10 protein-coding genes are annotated in these 14,512 nt (G+C 71.7%); 7 read left to right on the top strand and 3 right to left on the bottom strand.

Annotated features, from left to right (window positions below):
- The first annotated feature begins 135 nt into the window (after positions 1–135).
- The gene (locus G9272_RS23210) at positions 136–1,044 is read left to right on the top strand and encodes a hypothetical protein (RefSeq protein WP_171398350.1); all 909 of its coding nucleotides are present in this window, start codon (positions 136–138) and stop codon (positions 1,042–1,044) included.
- Here the strand turns inward: G9272_RS23210 and G9272_RS23205 are convergent.
- On the bottom strand, positions 941–2,332 hold the full coding sequence (locus G9272_RS23205) for a PLP-dependent aminotransferase family protein (RefSeq protein ID WP_171398349.1): 1,392 nt from the start codon (positions 2,330–2,332) through the stop codon (positions 941–943). The two genes, G9272_RS23210 and G9272_RS23205, sit on opposite strands and share 104 nt — an antisense overlap.
- 100 nt (positions 2,333–2,432) lie before the next feature.
- Here G9272_RS23205 and G9272_RS23200 point away from each other — a divergent pair, with 100 nt between their 5' ends.
- The 3 genes from G9272_RS23200 to G9272_RS23190 all read left to right on the top strand — a co-directional run bounded on the left by G9272_RS23200 (position 2,433) and on the right by G9272_RS23190 (position 6,211).
- Complete coding sequence (locus G9272_RS23200) at positions 2,433–3,215, top strand: alpha/beta fold hydrolase (RefSeq protein WP_171398348.1); 783 nt, start codon at positions 2,433–2,435, stop codon at positions 3,213–3,215.
- A gap of 11 nt (positions 3,216–3,226) precedes the next feature.
- On the top strand, positions 3,227–4,180 hold the full coding sequence (locus G9272_RS23195; protein ID WP_171398347.1) for an endonuclease/exonuclease/phosphatase family protein: 954 nt from the start codon (positions 3,227–3,229) through the stop codon (positions 4,178–4,180).
- Positions 4,181–4,258: 78 nt separating this feature from the next.
- Positions 4,259–6,211, top strand: a complete 1,953-nt coding sequence (locus G9272_RS23190; RefSeq protein WP_171398346.1) for an FUSC family protein — start codon at positions 4,259–4,261, stop codon at positions 6,209–6,211.
- A gap of 40 nt (positions 6,212–6,251) precedes the next feature.
- On the opposite strand, the gene G9272_RS23185 is transcribed toward G9272_RS23190, so the two are convergent.
- The gene (locus G9272_RS23185; RefSeq protein ID WP_171398345.1) at positions 6,252–8,351 is read right to left on the bottom strand and encodes a PhoX family protein; all 2,100 of its coding nucleotides are present in this window, start codon (positions 8,349–8,351) and stop codon (positions 6,252–6,254) included.
- 266 nt (positions 8,352–8,617) lie between these two features.
- Here G9272_RS23185 and G9272_RS23180 point away from each other — a divergent pair, with 266 nt between their 5' ends.
- From G9272_RS23180 to G9272_RS23170, 3 genes are all read left to right on the top strand, one after another.
- Complete coding sequence (locus G9272_RS23180) at positions 8,618–10,513, top strand: VWA domain-containing protein (protein WP_171398344.1); 1,896 nt, start codon at positions 8,618–8,620, stop codon at positions 10,511–10,513.
- A 156-nt stretch (positions 10,514–10,669) separates the two neighbouring features.
- The gene (metG, locus tag G9272_RS23175; RefSeq protein WP_171398343.1) at positions 10,670–12,286 is read left to right on the top strand and encodes a methionine--tRNA ligase; all 1,617 of its coding nucleotides are present in this window, start codon (positions 10,670–10,672) and stop codon (positions 12,284–12,286) included.
- 145 nt (positions 12,287–12,431) lie between these two features.
- On the top strand, positions 12,432–12,923 hold the full coding sequence (locus tag G9272_RS23170; protein WP_171398342.1) for a hypothetical protein: 492 nt from the start codon (positions 12,432–12,434) through the stop codon (positions 12,921–12,923).
- 62 nt (positions 12,924–12,985) lie between these two features.
- Here the strand turns inward: G9272_RS23170 and G9272_RS23165 are convergent, their stop codons facing one another.
- Positions 12,986–14,329, bottom strand: a complete 1,344-nt coding sequence (locus tag G9272_RS23165) for a pectate lyase family protein (protein WP_301272145.1) — start codon at positions 14,327–14,329, stop codon at positions 12,986–12,988.
- Between the last annotated feature and the right edge of the window lie 183 nt (positions 14,330–14,512).

The raw sequence follows: 14,512 nt of genomic DNA, 5'->3' as shown, positions 1-14,512 counted from the left end.
TGAACCCTCCACCGGAGGGCGTCGCCAGGGCCTCGCCAGGGCCTCGCCAGGGCCTCGCCGGGGCGTCTCCAGGGGCACCACCCGGACGGCCGCCATGGGCTCGCGTTCCCCGCCCGGACCCCGTTGCCTGGAGGGGTGTCCCCAAGCCTGCGGACCGCCCTCTCGGCCGTCCTCGTCGCGCTGTCCTGCCTGCTCGTGCCGTTCGGCGCGCTCGCGGCCTGGGCGGCGTACGGGCTCACCGACACCCGCGGCTATGTCGCCACGATGGCGCCGCTCGCCTCCGACCCCGCCGTACGGAACGCCGTCGCGGACACGGTGGGTGACGGAGTGGCACGCGAGGCCGGGATGAACCCGCTCTTCCTGCGGGACGCGGTCCGCTCCTTCACCGCGACCCGCGCCTACCGCACGGCCTGGGACGCGGGCAACGAGGCGGCCCACACGGCCGTGATGAGAGCGCTGAACGACGAGAGCGCCGACCGCGACACCCACCCGGTGACCGTGGACCTCGCGGCCGTCACCTCACCGCTCAAGCGCCAACTGACCGCCGACCACGTGCCGTTCGCCGACCGCGTGCCGGTGGAGCACACCCGTGTCGCACTCCTCCCGCCAGGTGAACTGGCCGCTCTCCGGAAGGGCTACCACGTGCTCGACGTAGCCGGTTTCTGGCTGCCGCTGGCAGCCGTCGTGTTCGCGATGGCCGGTATCTCGGTGGCGGTCTCCCGCCGCAGGGCGGTCACGGCGACGGCCCTCGGCACCGCCCTGGGCGGCGCGCTGCTGGGTCTCGCCGTCGCGATCGCCCGCCGCCTGACCCTCTCCGACCTCCCCGACGAGAGCCACCGCCCGGCCGCGGGCGCGGTGTACGACGCCCTCACCGCGACCCTGCGGACGGCCTCCTGGCTGCTGCTCGCGCTGGGCCTGACGGTGGCGGCGGCGGCCTGGCTCATCCGCCGGCACTCCCCGGCGGTCCGCCTGCTGCGACGGCGGCGAGTGTGCGCAGCGCCCGTGCCAACTCCCCCTCCGGAGCCGACGCGAGTCCGAGCCTGACCGCGTCCGGGGTGCGGTGCGGGTCGACGGCGAAGGCCGTCCCCGGGGTCACGGCGATGCCGTGCGCGGCGGCAGCGGCGGTGAAGGTGTCGGCCCGCCAGGGCGCGGGCAGCTCCCACCAGGCGAAGTAGGCACGCGGATCGGTCCGTACCGTGCCCCCCGCGAGCCGCCCGCCGCGGTGCTCGGTGAAGTGTTCGGCTAGGTGCTCGGTGAGGTGCTCGGCGAGGATCGCCTGCCGCCGGGCGGCATCCGCCCGTTTCGCCTCGACGAGCCGCCGCACCACCCCGTCCCCCGCCCACCGCACGGCCGCCTCCAGCGCGAACCGCCCCGCGCTCCACCCGCCGGACCGCACCGCCGCCCCCACGGCCTCCACCCGGTCCTCCGGTACGACGAGAAAGCCGACGGTCAGCCCCGGCGCGACCCTCTTGGACAGCCCGTCGACGACATGGGTGAGCCCGGGGGCGTGCGCGGCGAACGCGGCGGCCTCCGGATGGAGAAAGGACCAGATGCGGTCCTCGACGACCGGCAGCCCCAACTCGACGACCAGGCGGCCCAGTTCGCCCCGCCGCCGCGCGCTCATGGTCGAGGACGTCGGGTTGTGGAGCGTCGGCTGGAGGTAGAGGGCGGACAGCGGAGCGGCGCGATGGACGGCGGCGAGGACGTCCGGCCGTACTCCTTCCGCATCGCCCGCGAGCGGGACGAGAACCACCCCCAGCCGCCCGGCGATCTCCTTGACCAGCGGATACGTCAGCTCCTCCACCCCGACCCGGCCACCCGGCCGGACCAGGGAGGCGAGGGCGGCGGCGATGGCCTGCCGGGCGTTGCCGGTGAACAGCAACTGTGCGGGGTCCGGCCGCCAGCCGGGCAGGGCGAGGAGCCTTGCCGCGCTCTCGCGGGCGGCCGCGGTCCCGTCGGCGGCACCCGGACGCATGGCCTCCGTCAGCACGTCGGCCCGCAGCAGCGGCACGAGGGAGGCCGCGACGATCTCCGACTGCCCTGCGGCCGACGGGTAGTTGAGCTCGAGGTTGACGGGCGCGGAGGTGGCCGTCTCGATGAGCGCCCGCCCCTGCGCGACGGCCGGCGCGGCCCGCACGAAGGTCCCGCGCCCCACCTCGCCCACCACCAGGCCACGCCGCACGAGTTCGCCGTAGACCCGCCCGGCCGTCGAGGGAGCGATGCGGTGCCGCCGGGCGAACCACCGTTGCGGGGGCAGCTGTTGGCCGGGGTGCAGCCGTCCGGCGGCGATGTCTCCGGCAATGCGGTCGGCGATGAGCCGGAAGTCGGCCATGGGGGTGTCCAGGAACCTTCCCTCGAGATTTCGATCAAGATTGCACCGAGAGCAAAGATCTTATTGCACCGAGAAGTCGGCCCGCCCTACTGTCGATCACATGGCACCCTTCCTCGCATACGAGGACAAAGGCACGGATACGCCCCCGGCGCTCCCCCTCGTCCTCGTCCACGGCCACCCCTTCGACCGCACCATGTGGGCCCCGCAGATCGAGGCGTTCTCCGCCACCCGCCGGGTGATCGCCCCCGACCTGCGCGGTTACGGCGCGTCCCCGGTGGTCCCCGGCATCACGCTGCTCTCCGACTTCACCCAGGACATCGCGGCGCTCCTGGATGAGTTGAAGGTGGAGACGTTCGTGCTGGCCGGGCTGTCGATGGGCGGCCAGATCGCGATGGACATCTGCTGGCAGTTCCCCGACCGCGTCCGGGGCCTGGTCCTCGCCGACACCTTCCCGGCCCCGGAGACCCCCGGCGGCAGACTGGCGCGCAACGAGATGGCCGACCGCCTGCTCGCTGAGGGCATGCGGGGCTACGCCGACGAGGTCCTGGAGAAGATGGTCGCCCCCTACGCGGCGCCCGAGGTGAAGGCCCACGTCCACCGCATGATGACGTCGGCCTCTCCCGAGGGCGCCGCCGCCGCACTGCGCGGCCGGGCCGAACGCCCCGACTACCGGCCCCTGTTGGCCCGCGTCACCGTCCCCGCCCTGGTCGTGGTCGGCGAGGACGACGAGTACACCCCGGTGTCGGACGCGGAGGCGATGCACGCGGCGCTCCCGCACTCCGAGCTGCGGATCGTCGAGGGCGCGGCTCACCTGCCGAACCTGGAGCGGGCGGGCGAGTTCAACAGGGTGTTGGCGGAGTTCCTGGCGAAGACCGGGGCGTAGCCTTCGGCGGGATGAGGTCGATGCGAGGACGGCTCCTCGGTGCCTGGTGCGCCGGGCTGCTGCTGGCCGGGGTGAGCGTGGTCGTCGGCTGCCGGGTCGCCGACACCGATGCCGTGACCCCCGTACCGCAACTGCTCGCCTTCCTGCCGTGGCTGATCGTGCCCACCGGGGCCGCCGTCGTCCTCTCGCTGCTCGCCCGCTGGCCGGCCGGGCCGATCTGGGGAACGGTCGTTCTCGGGCTGCTCGCCTGGTTCGTCGAGCCGTACGGGACGGGGGAGCAGCCGGACGGGCCGGTGCTCGCGCGGCTGCGGGTGCTGACGTCGAACGTGGAGTTCGGGTGGGCTACCGACGCCCTGATCCCGGTCGTCCGGCGCGAGCGGCCGGACATCGTGTTCGTGGAGGAGTGCGAGTACACCTGTCAGGCGGCGGTGGCGAAGGAGCTCGGGGCCGCCTATCCGCACCGGCAGGCCGTCGCGGGCGACAGCTCCGTCGGCTCCGTCATCCTCAGCCGGTTCCCGCTGACGGCCACCGCGGGCGTGCCCGGCAGCATGGGCATGCCGGGCGCGGTGGCCGACGTCGGCGGACACGCCGTACGGCTCCAGCTCGCGCACCCCAAGCCCCCGCTGCCCCGCCAGGTGTCCCTGTGGAAACGGGAGCTGGGGCGGCTGCGGGACTTCGCCGCCCGCTACGAGAACGGTCCGCTCGTCCTCGCCGGGGACTTCAACGCCTCCCAGGACCACGCCGCCTTCCGCCGCGTCCTCGGCACCGGACTGCGCGACGCGGCCCGGCTCGCCGGCGACGACCGCGAGCCGAGCTGGCCCAGCCGCACCGCGCCCGCCTTCGGCGCGCAGATCGACCATGTGCTCGTGTCGAAGGACTTCTCGGCGAGCGGGGCCCGTTTCCTCCACCTCGACGGCACCGACCACCGCGCGCTGGTCGTGAACATCACCCTCCACCAGGGCTGATAGCCGAGGGCCGACGGCCGGGGGCCGGGGGCCGACAGCCGGGGGCCGACAGCCGTGGCGGGTGCCCATAATGAGCGCATGTCCCGCGAGTTCCCCATCGGCCTCACCCCTCCAGACTGGCTGGTCCGGAACCTCCGCTCCCAGCAGTCCGCCGTCAACCGGCCCGCCGTCGCCCGCGCCGCGCTCGCCATGACACTGCCGCTGCTGATCGGCCTCGCCGCGGGACAGCCCGCGTACGGCGCGCTCGCCTCCATGGGCGCCCTGTCCGGCGTCATCGGCGACACCGCCGACGCCTACCGCATGCGGATCATGAACATCGCGATCCCGCAGCTCTTCGGCGCGGTGGGCGTCACCCTGGGATCCGCCGTGTACGGGCACGGGTGGTTCGCGGTGGCCGCCGTCACCGGCGTGGCGCTGGTCTCCGGGATGATCTCGACGATCGGGGCCGTGGCGTCCGTGTCCGGGCTGCTGCTCCTGCTCAACTCCGTGGTGGGGGCCGGACTGTCGATGCCGGGGGAGTGGTGGCTGGCACCGCTCCTGATGACCGGCGGCGGGCTGCTCGTGCTCCTCCTCGCCCTGCTGGCCTGGCCGCTGCGCTCCGGGGTACCGGAACGCACGGCGGTCGCCGCCGCCTATCGCGCGGTCGCCGATCTGCTGGCCGCCTGCGGCAGCGAGGTCCCCGGCGCGTACGAGGACGCCCGGCACACCGTCACCCAGTCCCTCAACCAGTCCTACGACCTGGTCCTCGCCCGCCGCACCGGACAGCACGGCCGCAACCCCGAACTGACCCGGCTGGTCGCCGAGTTGAACGCCATCACCCCGGTGGTGGAGGTGGCCCCCGCGGCCCATCTGAGCGGCCGCCCGCTCCCGGCGGAGGTCCCCGAGGCCGTACTCCATCTCGCGCGGGCCGTGGAGACCGGCTTCACCGGGCCTATAGGGCTCCGGCTGCCCGACCCCGGCTCCGAGACCGCGCGCGCCGTCGACCACGCCCTGCGGCACGCCGCCGAGGTGGTGGCCGCCCCCGACCTCGACCCCCGGGGCAACGACGACCGGCTCGGCCGCCCGGCCGCCCTGCGGGTCCGCGCCGCCCGCGCCACCCGCGATGTCGCCCTCTCCGCCGCGTCCTGGCGCTACGGCCTGCGGCTGGCCCTGTGCATCGGCCTCGCCCAGGTGCTGGTCTCGATCGTGCCGGTGCCGCGCTCCTACTGGGTGGCCCTGACGATCACCTTCGTGATGAAGCCCGACTTCGGCTCGGTGTTCTCGCGGGCGCTGCTGCGGGCGCTCGGCACCGTGGCCGGCCTGGTGGTCGCGGCGGCGGTGCTGTCCCAGGTGCCGCGCGGCTGGTGGGACGTACCGGCGATGCTGCTGCTCGCCTCGCTGATCCCGGCCCTGACACCCCGCGGGTACGGCTACCAGACCGCGGCGATCACTCCGGTGATCCTGCTGCTGTCGGACGTCCTCAACCACCAGGGCACCGCGCTGCTGCTCCCCCGCCTGGTGGACTCGCTGATCGGCTGCGGCATCGCGCTCGTGGCGGGCTACCTGCTGTGGCCGGAGAGCTGGCACACCAGGGTCGGCGACCGGCTGGCGGACGCCGTCGCGGACACGGCCCGCTATGTCGACGCGGCCTTCGGTCCGGCCGTCGACCCCGCCGAACGCGCCCGGATGCGCCGTCGTCTCTACCGCGACCTGTCCGTCATCCGTACGGAGTTCCAGCGGGCGCTGACCGAGCCCCCGCCCACCGGACGCCGGGCTGCGGCCTGGTGGCCGCTGGTCGTCGCGGTGGAACGCATCGTGGACGCGACGACGGCGGCCCGGGTCCGGGTGAAACACGGAGCCGGACCGCCGTCGGAGCGGGAGGTCGGTCATGTCACGCTCCAGCTGCGGGAACTGGCCGACGGCCTGCGCGACACGGACGTGCTGTACCCCGTCCGCACCGACCTGACCGGCCCGCCCGGCAGCGTCCTGGAGCCACTGCGCCAGGAGGTCGCGGCGGCGAGGGTGATCACCTCACCGCACACGGGCGGCTAGGGCCGGGCTCCTCAGTGAGGCGCGGCTCCTCAGTGGGGCGCTAGACCCCGATGTCCTCGCCGTCCTTGCGCCACACGGCCACCACGGCCGGCCGGACGATCTTCCCCGGCCCGTCCGGCCAGGTGCTCGCCGGCTTCTCCACCGTCGCGCCGTCGACCTCGCCCGGGTGCTGCACGGCGACGAGCACCCGCCGGTCCTGGACGATCGGGCCGCAGGTCTCCGCCCCGTTCGGCACCGTCAGGAACTGCTTCAGCTCACCGCGCCGGGAGCCGCGCGTCGCGACGCCGAACAGCCCGTCGTGCGAGCCGAGCTGGCTGCCGTCGGTGGAGATCCACAGGTTGCCGTGCGGGTCGAAGGCCACGTTGTCCGGGCAGGAGATCGGGCTGACGTCGTCCTTCGGGAAGCCCGCGAAGTAGGTCGCCGGGTCGTCGGGGTCACCGGCGACGAGGAACAGCGACCAGGCGAACGTGGTGCTCTCGGGACGGCCCAGCCGCTCGGTCAGCTCCAGGATGTGCCCGTGCTTGTTGGCGTTGCGCGGGTTGGCCTCGTCGGCCTTGGCGTTCGCGCCGACACCACGGTTGGTGTTGTTGGTGAGGGCGACGTACACCTTGCCGGTGACGGGCGAGGGCTGGATGTCCTCGGGCCGGTCCATCTTCGTCGCGCCGACCTTGTCACCGGCGAGGCGGGTGAAGACGAAGACCTCCTCGGCGCTCATCCCCTCGACGTGCGAGACGGCGCCCTTGGCGGTGGCGGTGGCGATCGGGATCCACTCGCCGCTGCCGTCGAACTCGCCGTCGGCGGGCAGCTTGCCGGTGCCGTCGATCTCGATCGTGGGGGAGTCGCCGGTGAGCCTGGCGACGTAGAGCGTGCCCTCGTCGAGCAGCGACAGGTTGTGCTCGCGGACAGCCCGGCTCGACCCCTTCTTCATGCGCTTGCTGCCGACGAACTTGTAGAAGTAGTCGAACCGCTCGTCGTCACCGGAGTAGACGACCGGCCGCCCGTCGTCGGTGAGCCGCACGGTCGCGGCCTCGTGCTTGAACCGGCCGAGGGCGGTGTGCTTGCGGGGCGTGGAGGTCGGGTCGTACGGGTCGAGCTCGACGACGTACCCGAAGCGGTGCACCTCGTTCGGCTCCTGGGCGACGTCGAACCGCTTGTCGAACCGCTCCCACTTGCGCTCGGTCGCGCCGGTCCCGATCCCGTACCGCTTGTCCGTGGCCCGGCCGCTGTTGGCGAAGTACTGGTTGAAGTTCTCCTCGCCGTGCAGCGTGGTGCCCCACGGGGTGGTGCCGCCGGAGCAGTTGTTGAGCGTGCCGAGCACCTTCGTGCCGGTCGGGTCGGCGGAGGTCTTCAGCAGGTCGGAGCCGGCGGCGGGCCCGGTGAGCCGGAACTCGGTGGTGGCGGTGACCCGCCGGTTGAGGTGGTGCCGGGGCACGGCGGTCAGCTTGCCGGTCCTGCGGTCCTCCTCCACGACGACCACGCCGAGACCGTGCGCCGCCCAGGCGACCTCGACCTGCTGCCGGGTGGGGTTGGCAGCGTCGTAGCCACGGAACATGAGCACTTCGTCGGTGTACTCGTGGTTGGCGACGAGCAGCTGCCGGTCGCACTCGCCCGGAATGGGCAGCAGCGCCAGGAAGTCGTTGTTGTAGCCGAACTGCCCGGCCTGGGCGGCGGCGGTCTGCTTCTCCGGGTCGAAGGCGGGAGCACCGCGCAGGATGGGCTCACCCCAGCGAATGACGACATTCTGCGCGTATCCGTCCGGAACGGTGACGGCGTCGGCGGTGTTGGGAGCGACGGAGCTGTACCGCAGCCCACGGGCGGCCTTGGCGGACGGTTTCCCGGAAGATTTCCCGGAATTCCCGGAGGACTTTCCGGACGTATCGGCAGGCGCGGCCGCGGCGGGCAGCGCACCGGCCACACCCGCGGTCCCGGCGGCGGCCGCGACGGTGACGACCGCGGCGGCGCGCACCATCGTGCGGCGGCCGATCGCCCCCGCGATGATCTCCCCGACGTACTCGTTGTCGCTGGTGTTGGGCACCTCGTGGAAGCAGGCGTCACCACACCGGAAGCGACAGGTCATGGCGGAGCGTCCGCCGGGATGGGACTGGGACGGCGTTCCGATCAACGGCAGAAGCTTGCGCACCTTTAATCTCCCCTTGCATGCCCTTGGTGTGCTCGTGACGTTAGGGGCACGTATGTGCGGAAGCGCAGCTGCGGGATGAACGGAGAGTGAAGCCCCGGCAGCCACAAGGGTGTTGGACTTGCGCGGAGGGGGTGCCGAGGCGGTATTGACACACCTGGATTCCTTACACTCACCCCTGCCCAAGATCACCATCCGGGGCCGTTAACCTTACGTGTCCGTCCTGGCCAGGGATTGACGGGCTTCAACTCACGCGAAGGGTTGCGCACATGGGCATTCTCACTCTCCTGCGGAACGCGTTCGGACGGTCACGCAAAGAGCGGGCCGCCGAGGCAGAGGGTGCGGAACAGGTTCCTTCGCAGGAACAGACCGCCTCCGAGGAGCGGGACCAGGAGTCGACCGGGGCTGCCCCCACGTCGGCGGCCGCGCCGACCCCGGCGCCCGAACCGACGGTCCCGTCCCCCTCCCCCGAACCCACCCCGAGGGCCACCCCCACGGCCCAGGTCCCGGAACCCCGCCCGGCATCCCAGGACGAACACGACCTCGTCTCGGCAGCCTTCGACAACGTCTCGGTCCCCAAGCCGACCCAGTCGACAGAGGACCTGCCCGCACAGACACCTGAGGCGCCCGAGACACCTGAGGCGCCTGAGGCAACTGAGGCGCCAGCGGAGGCTGAGGCGACCGAGGCTGCTGCTGAGGCGCCAGCGGAGGCTGAGGCGACCGAGGCTGCTGCGGAAGCCGAGGCTGAGGCGACGGCGGAGGCGGAAGCCGAGGCTGAGGCGCCGACGCAGCCTGAAGCAAAGGCCGAGGTGGACGAGCCGACGGCCGAGGCGGCGGCCGAGGTGGCGGCCGAGGTGGCGGCCGAGGTGGACGAGCCGACGGCCGAGGAGGACGAGCCGACGGCCGAGGCGGCGGCCGAGGAGGACGAGCCGACGGCCGAGGCGGCGGCCGAGGAGGACGAGCCGACGGCCGAGGCGGTGGCCGAGGTGGACGAGCCGACGGCCGAGGCGGTTGCCGAGGAGCCCACGCCGACGACCGAAGCGGCTGCGGAGACGGAGCCGGCGGCCGAGGAGCCCACGGTGGTCACCGACGCCGAGGCGGAGCCGACGGCGGAAGAGCCGGCCTCCGAGGAGCCGACGGCAACGACGGCCGACCCGGAACCCGCGGCCGAGCAGCCGGAGACCGAGCCCGAGCCGGTCGCGGCCCCCGAGGCAACGGCCCCGGAATCCGAGCCCGAGGCCGACGAGCCCGTGTCCGAACCGGCCGCAGCCGAGTCGGAACCGGAGACGACGGACACTGCGGAGCAGTCCGAGGCCGCCCCCGAGCCTGAGGCCGCCCCCGAGCCCGCGGCCGCCGTGGCTGCGGCGCAGGCCGACGAGCCCGCGGCCGCCGACGGCGAGGACGCCGCACAGGGGCCACTCGCGGCCGACAACGAAAGCCGCACGGGTGGTGCGGGTGGGAACGACCCGGCCGAAGGCGAAGCCGAGGACGAGGTCGAGGCGGCCCCGGCCGAGACTCCCGCCGCCCCCACCCTCCCCGCCGGCCTCGCCACCGCCTACGCCGCAGCCGCCACCGCCCTGGAGGCAACCCACCTCACCGGCACCCGAGCGAAGCTCCACCTCGTACTGGACCGCTCCGCGAGCATGCGCGCGTACTACAAGGACGGCTCCGCCCAGGCCCTCGCCGAGCAGACCCTCGCCCTCGCCGCCCACCTGGACCCGGAGGACACCAAGGTCCGCGTCACCTTCTTCTCCACCGAGGTGGACGGCAACGGCGAGCTCACCCTCACCGAGCACGAGAACAAGATCGACGAGCTGCACGCGGGCCTCGGCCGTATGGGCCGCACCAGCTACCACGTGGCCGTGGAAGACGTCCTCACGTACCACCAGAAGGAAGCCCCCGGCACTCCCGCCCTGGTGGTCTTCCAGACGGACGGCGCCCCGGACGCGAAGACCCCGGCCACCCAGGCCCTCACCGAGGCGGCGAAGAGCCACCCCGACGTCTTCTTCGCCTTCGTCGCGTTCGGCGACCCGGAGAACAAGGCCTTCGACTACCTCCGCAAGCTGAAGCTGGCCAACACGTCCCACTTCCTCGCGGGCGAGACCCCGCGTGAGCTCACGGACGCCGAGGTCTACGAGGGCATCCTGGCGAACTGGCGCCCGTAAGCCCCACCGAGCACCACAGACACCACGGACACCACAGAGCACCACCGCGCACCACCGCGCCTGACCGGGGGGTGGACGGGACGGACACCTTGTCCACCCGTCCACCCCCCGAAACGCATGTGAGTGGATCTTCGCGAGCCCAGTAGGATTTCGGGCATGGCGGCCACTGGAACCGAGAAGCAGGGTGGCAAGGCGTTCTACGTCTCCACCCCCATTTACTACGTCAACGACGCTCCTCACCTGGGCCACGCCTATACGACCGTCGCAGGCGACGTGCTCACCCGCTGGCACCGCCAGCGTGGCGAGAAGGTGTGGTACCTCACCGGCACGGACGAGCACGGTCAGAAGATCATGCGCACCGCGGAGGCGAACGGCGTCAGCCCGCAGCAGTGGGCCGACAAGCTCGTCGACGAGTCCTGGCGCCCCCTCTGGGAGCACCTGGAGATCGCGAACGACGACTTCATCCGCACCACGCAGAAGCGGCACACCGACCGCGTCCAGGAGTTCGTGCAGGACCTGTACGACAAGGACGAGATCTACAAGGGCGGCTACGAGGGCCCGTACTGCGTCGGCTGCGAGGAGTACAAGCTCCCCGGCGAGCTGCTCGACGGCGAGGGCGACTTCGCAGGTGAGAAGCTGTGCCCGATCCACAAGAAGCCCGTGGAGATCCTCAGCGAGGAGAACTACTTCTTCAAGCTGAGCGAGTACGGCGACAAGCTCCTCGCCCTCTACGAGGCGAACCCGGGCTTCATCCAGCCCGAGTCCGCGCGCAACGAGGTCGTGAACTTCGTCCGGCAGGGCCTCCAGGACCTCTCGATCTCGCGCTCCACCTTCGACTGGGGCATCCCGATCCCGTGGGACCAGAAGCACGTGATCTACGTGTGGGTCGACGCGCTGCTGAACTACGCGACGGCGGTCGGCTACAACGAGAACCAGCAGAAGTTCGAAGAGACCTTCCCGGCCGACGTCCACCTGGTCGGCAAGGACATCCTCCGCTTCCACGCGGTGATCTGGCCCGCGATGCTGATGGCGCAGGGCCTCCCGCTGCCCGGCAAGATCGCCGCGAACGGCTGGCTGATGGTCGGCGGCGAGAAGATGTCGAAGTCGAACCTGACCGGCATCAAGCCGCAGGACCTGACCTCGCACTTCGGCGTGGACGCGTACCGCTGGTACTTCCTGCGCGCCATCGCCTTCGGCCAGGACGGCTCGTTCTCGTGGGAGGACTTCTCCGCCCGCTACACGAGCGAGCTGGCGAACGACTACGGCAACCTCGCCTCCCGTGTGGCCGCGATGGTCGGCAAGTACTTCGACGGCGTCCTGCCCGAGGCCACCGCCGACAGCGAGGCCGAGAAGGCGCTGCACGACGGTCTGGCGAACGCGGTCGCGCTGGCCGACCGGAAGATCGGCGACGAGCTGGACTTCCAGGGCGGCATCCTGGCCGTGTTCGACTTCGTCAAGCAGGTCAACGGCTACATCACGGAGCAGGAGCCGTGGAAGGTCGCGAAGGACGACTCGGCCGAGGGCCGGGCCCGTCTGGCGACCATCCTCTACACCGCCGCGGAGTCCCTGCGCGCCATCGCCGTCCTGCTGAACCCGGTCATGCCGGACACCTCCCAGAAGCTCTGGGACTCGCTGGGCGCCGAGGCCGTCCTGGGTGCTCTCGCGGACCAGCGGGTCCAGGAGGCCGGCACCTGGGGCACGCTCCCGGCCGGTACGACGGTCACCAAGGGAGCGGTGCTCTTCCCGCGCCTGGAGGAGAAGCCGACCGCGTAGCGCGTCGGCGACCTACCACGGGGTCCGGGACGAACCACCTCCCGGACCCCGGTCGGAAGACGGCCCTGGTCGGAAGATGTAGAGGAAGAGTCGTAGAGGTTCCCCCGACTCCGGCATGTTCCCGCCAAGCCGTATGGTTTCCGCCATGGCAGTCCCCAACGTCATCCCGATCGCCTACGAGCCGAGGCACCGCACCGAGTCCATCGGGCGGTACGCGGACGGCCAGTTCCTCGCGTCGGTCACGTACGCCTTCCCCGAAGGGTTCCGTCTCGACGACGGCTGGGAAGAGCACAAACGCCTCTACACCGTGCTGCACACCTTCGACGCGGACGGCACTTACCGCGACTCGGACATCTGGTGTGCCGGCACCTGGGCCGAGCAGCAGCGCAACCCGCACGGCGACGACTCGGTCCTCACCCGGGCCCGCGTCCGCCTGGCCACCCTCCTGCGCAGCCTGCCCCGCCGCTCCTACACGGACATCGCGGTCCGTCCCTTCCGACTCACCTTCGAGGGCGTGCTGTTCGGCCTGGTGATCCGCGAGGACAAGGACGAGGACGGCACCCCCGAAACCTGGGCGGAGCTCTACCCGGACCGCCTGGCCTTCGCCGACCCGTGGGACGGCACGTACGACACCTGACGAGGGGGGAACGCGAGGGCCGGGGGCTCGTGGTCACCCGGCCCTCGCGTGTCTGAGGGGTGTTACTTCAGGACGCTCGCGCCCGTGGTCGTTCCGAGGGTCGTGGGCAGGTTCTTCGCCGACGTCTCGAGGCCCGAGGTGAGGGCCGGGGTCCAGTTGACCGTGGTCTTCAGGTCCTTCGACGAGGCGGCGTTGTACGCGGCGACGACGTCGGTGACCGTGCCGTTGACGAGGTTGCCGGAGCCCTTGATCGCGCCGGTTCCGTCGCCGCTGAGGAGCTTGGCGACCTTTCCGCCGGTCGGGACCTTCCAGTAGTTGTTCTCGGCGACGACCTGGGCCTTGGCGCGGGAGTTGATGCTGTACTGCGTCGCGTAGCCGTTGAGGGTCGTGACGTCGTAGTAGTTGTTGTAGATGTGCACCTGGCCGACCCGGGCCAGCGGGGCGCGCTGGACGATGCCCTTCCAGATGTTGTGGTGGATCGAGACGCGCAGCTTGCCCGAGGGCTCGCTGTCGCTGCTGCCGATCAGCATCGTCTTGTCGTGGTTGGTGAACTGGTTGCGCGAGACGGTCACCAGGTCCGAGCTCTTGGTGATGTCCAGGGCGCCGTCGTGGATCTGGTACTCGCGGCCGTAGTACTTGGGGTTGGCGCCGTCGAGGTGGGGCGCGTCGGTGAACGTGTTGTGGTCGGCCCACACGTGGGTCGCGCCGCGCAGGGTGACGGAGTCGTAGTTGGAGTTCCAGTTGCCGTCGTCGCCGTCGGTCGGGTCCCACTGCGGGAAGCAGTCCTCGGTCGCGGCGAAGGTCAGGTTGCGGACGACGACGTTGTCCACGCTCTGGATCTGGAGCATGCCGCCGGAGATCCCGGCGTTGGTGCCCGGCACGCCGACGACACTGGTGTTGGCGGGCACCTTGAAGACGATGTTCTTCGCCTGCTTGGTCTGGGCGGCGGCGCGGGCCTTCTCCTGGGTGCCGGAGGGCAGCTTCGAGGTGCCGTAGGAGGAGGGGTCGTACGCCTTCAGGTAGGCCGAGAGCGAGTAGCCGGTGCCCGACGCGTAGTCGGCGCAGGTCAGCTTCTTGCCCGCGTCGTCGGTGTTGGCGTCGATCGTGCCCTTGATCTTGATGATCCGGGGGGTGGTGTCGGAGGCGGAACCCAGCGCCTTCACCAGCTGGGCGCGGGTGGAGACGGTGAACGTGTGCGCGGCGTCGGCCTTGGTGCCACCGGTGGTGCCCGTGCCGGAGGAGGCCCAGCCGTCCTTGGCGGCGAGCGTCTGGTGGTACAGGTCGACGGTCCCGGCGTTGGCGTTCATCACGACGACACCGGCGCCGACGGCCGCGGCCACGGCGGCGGCGGAGACGACGAGGGCGCGGCGCGAGCGGAGGGACCGGCGGTGGGAGGGAGCTGCCACGGGGGATCCTTACGGGGAGGAGCGGGCTTACGTCCTGTCAGTGGTCGCCACCGCGTGAAGAGTTGCCGCGTGAAGAGGATTTTTTTCCGGGGCGTGCGCCCCGGGGCGCTTTACACTCACGGGCGGGGCGCAGGCGCACAGGGGGTGCGCGCGTGGGGATGGGGGATTCGTGTGAACGAGCTT

Source organism: Streptomyces asoensis (assembly GCF_013085465.1).
Classification (GTDB): domain Bacteria; phylum Actinomycetota; class Actinomycetes; order Streptomycetales; family Streptomycetaceae; genus Streptomyces; species Streptomyces cacaoi_A.
This window is presented reverse-complemented; position numbering and strand designations above follow the sequence as displayed.

Excerpts from the sequence above, each read along its gene's own strand:
- G9272_RS23195 (WP_171398347.1), top strand. The coding sequence starts at position 3,227 with ATGAGGTCGATGCGAGGACGGCTCCTCGGTGCCTGGTGCGCCGGGCTG.
- G9272_RS23205 (WP_171398349.1), bottom strand. The coding sequence starts at position 2,332 with ATGGCCGACTTCCGGCTCATCGCCGACCGCATTGCCGGAGACATCGCC.
- G9272_RS23180 (WP_171398344.1), top strand. The coding sequence starts at position 8,618 with ATGGGCATTCTCACTCTCCTGCGGAACGCGTTCGGACGGTCACGCAAA.
- G9272_RS23190 (WP_171398346.1), top strand. The coding sequence starts at position 4,259 with ATGTCCCGCGAGTTCCCCATCGGCCTCACCCCTCCAGACTGGCTGGTC.
- G9272_RS23170 (WP_171398342.1), top strand. The coding sequence starts at position 12,432 with ATGGCAGTCCCCAACGTCATCCCGATCGCCTACGAGCCGAGGCACCGC.
- G9272_RS23200 (WP_171398348.1), top strand. The coding sequence starts at position 2,433 with ATGGCACCCTTCCTCGCATACGAGGACAAAGGCACGGATACGCCCCCG.
- metG (WP_171398343.1), top strand. The coding sequence starts at position 10,670 with ATGGCGGCCACTGGAACCGAGAAGCAGGGTGGCAAGGCGTTCTACGTC.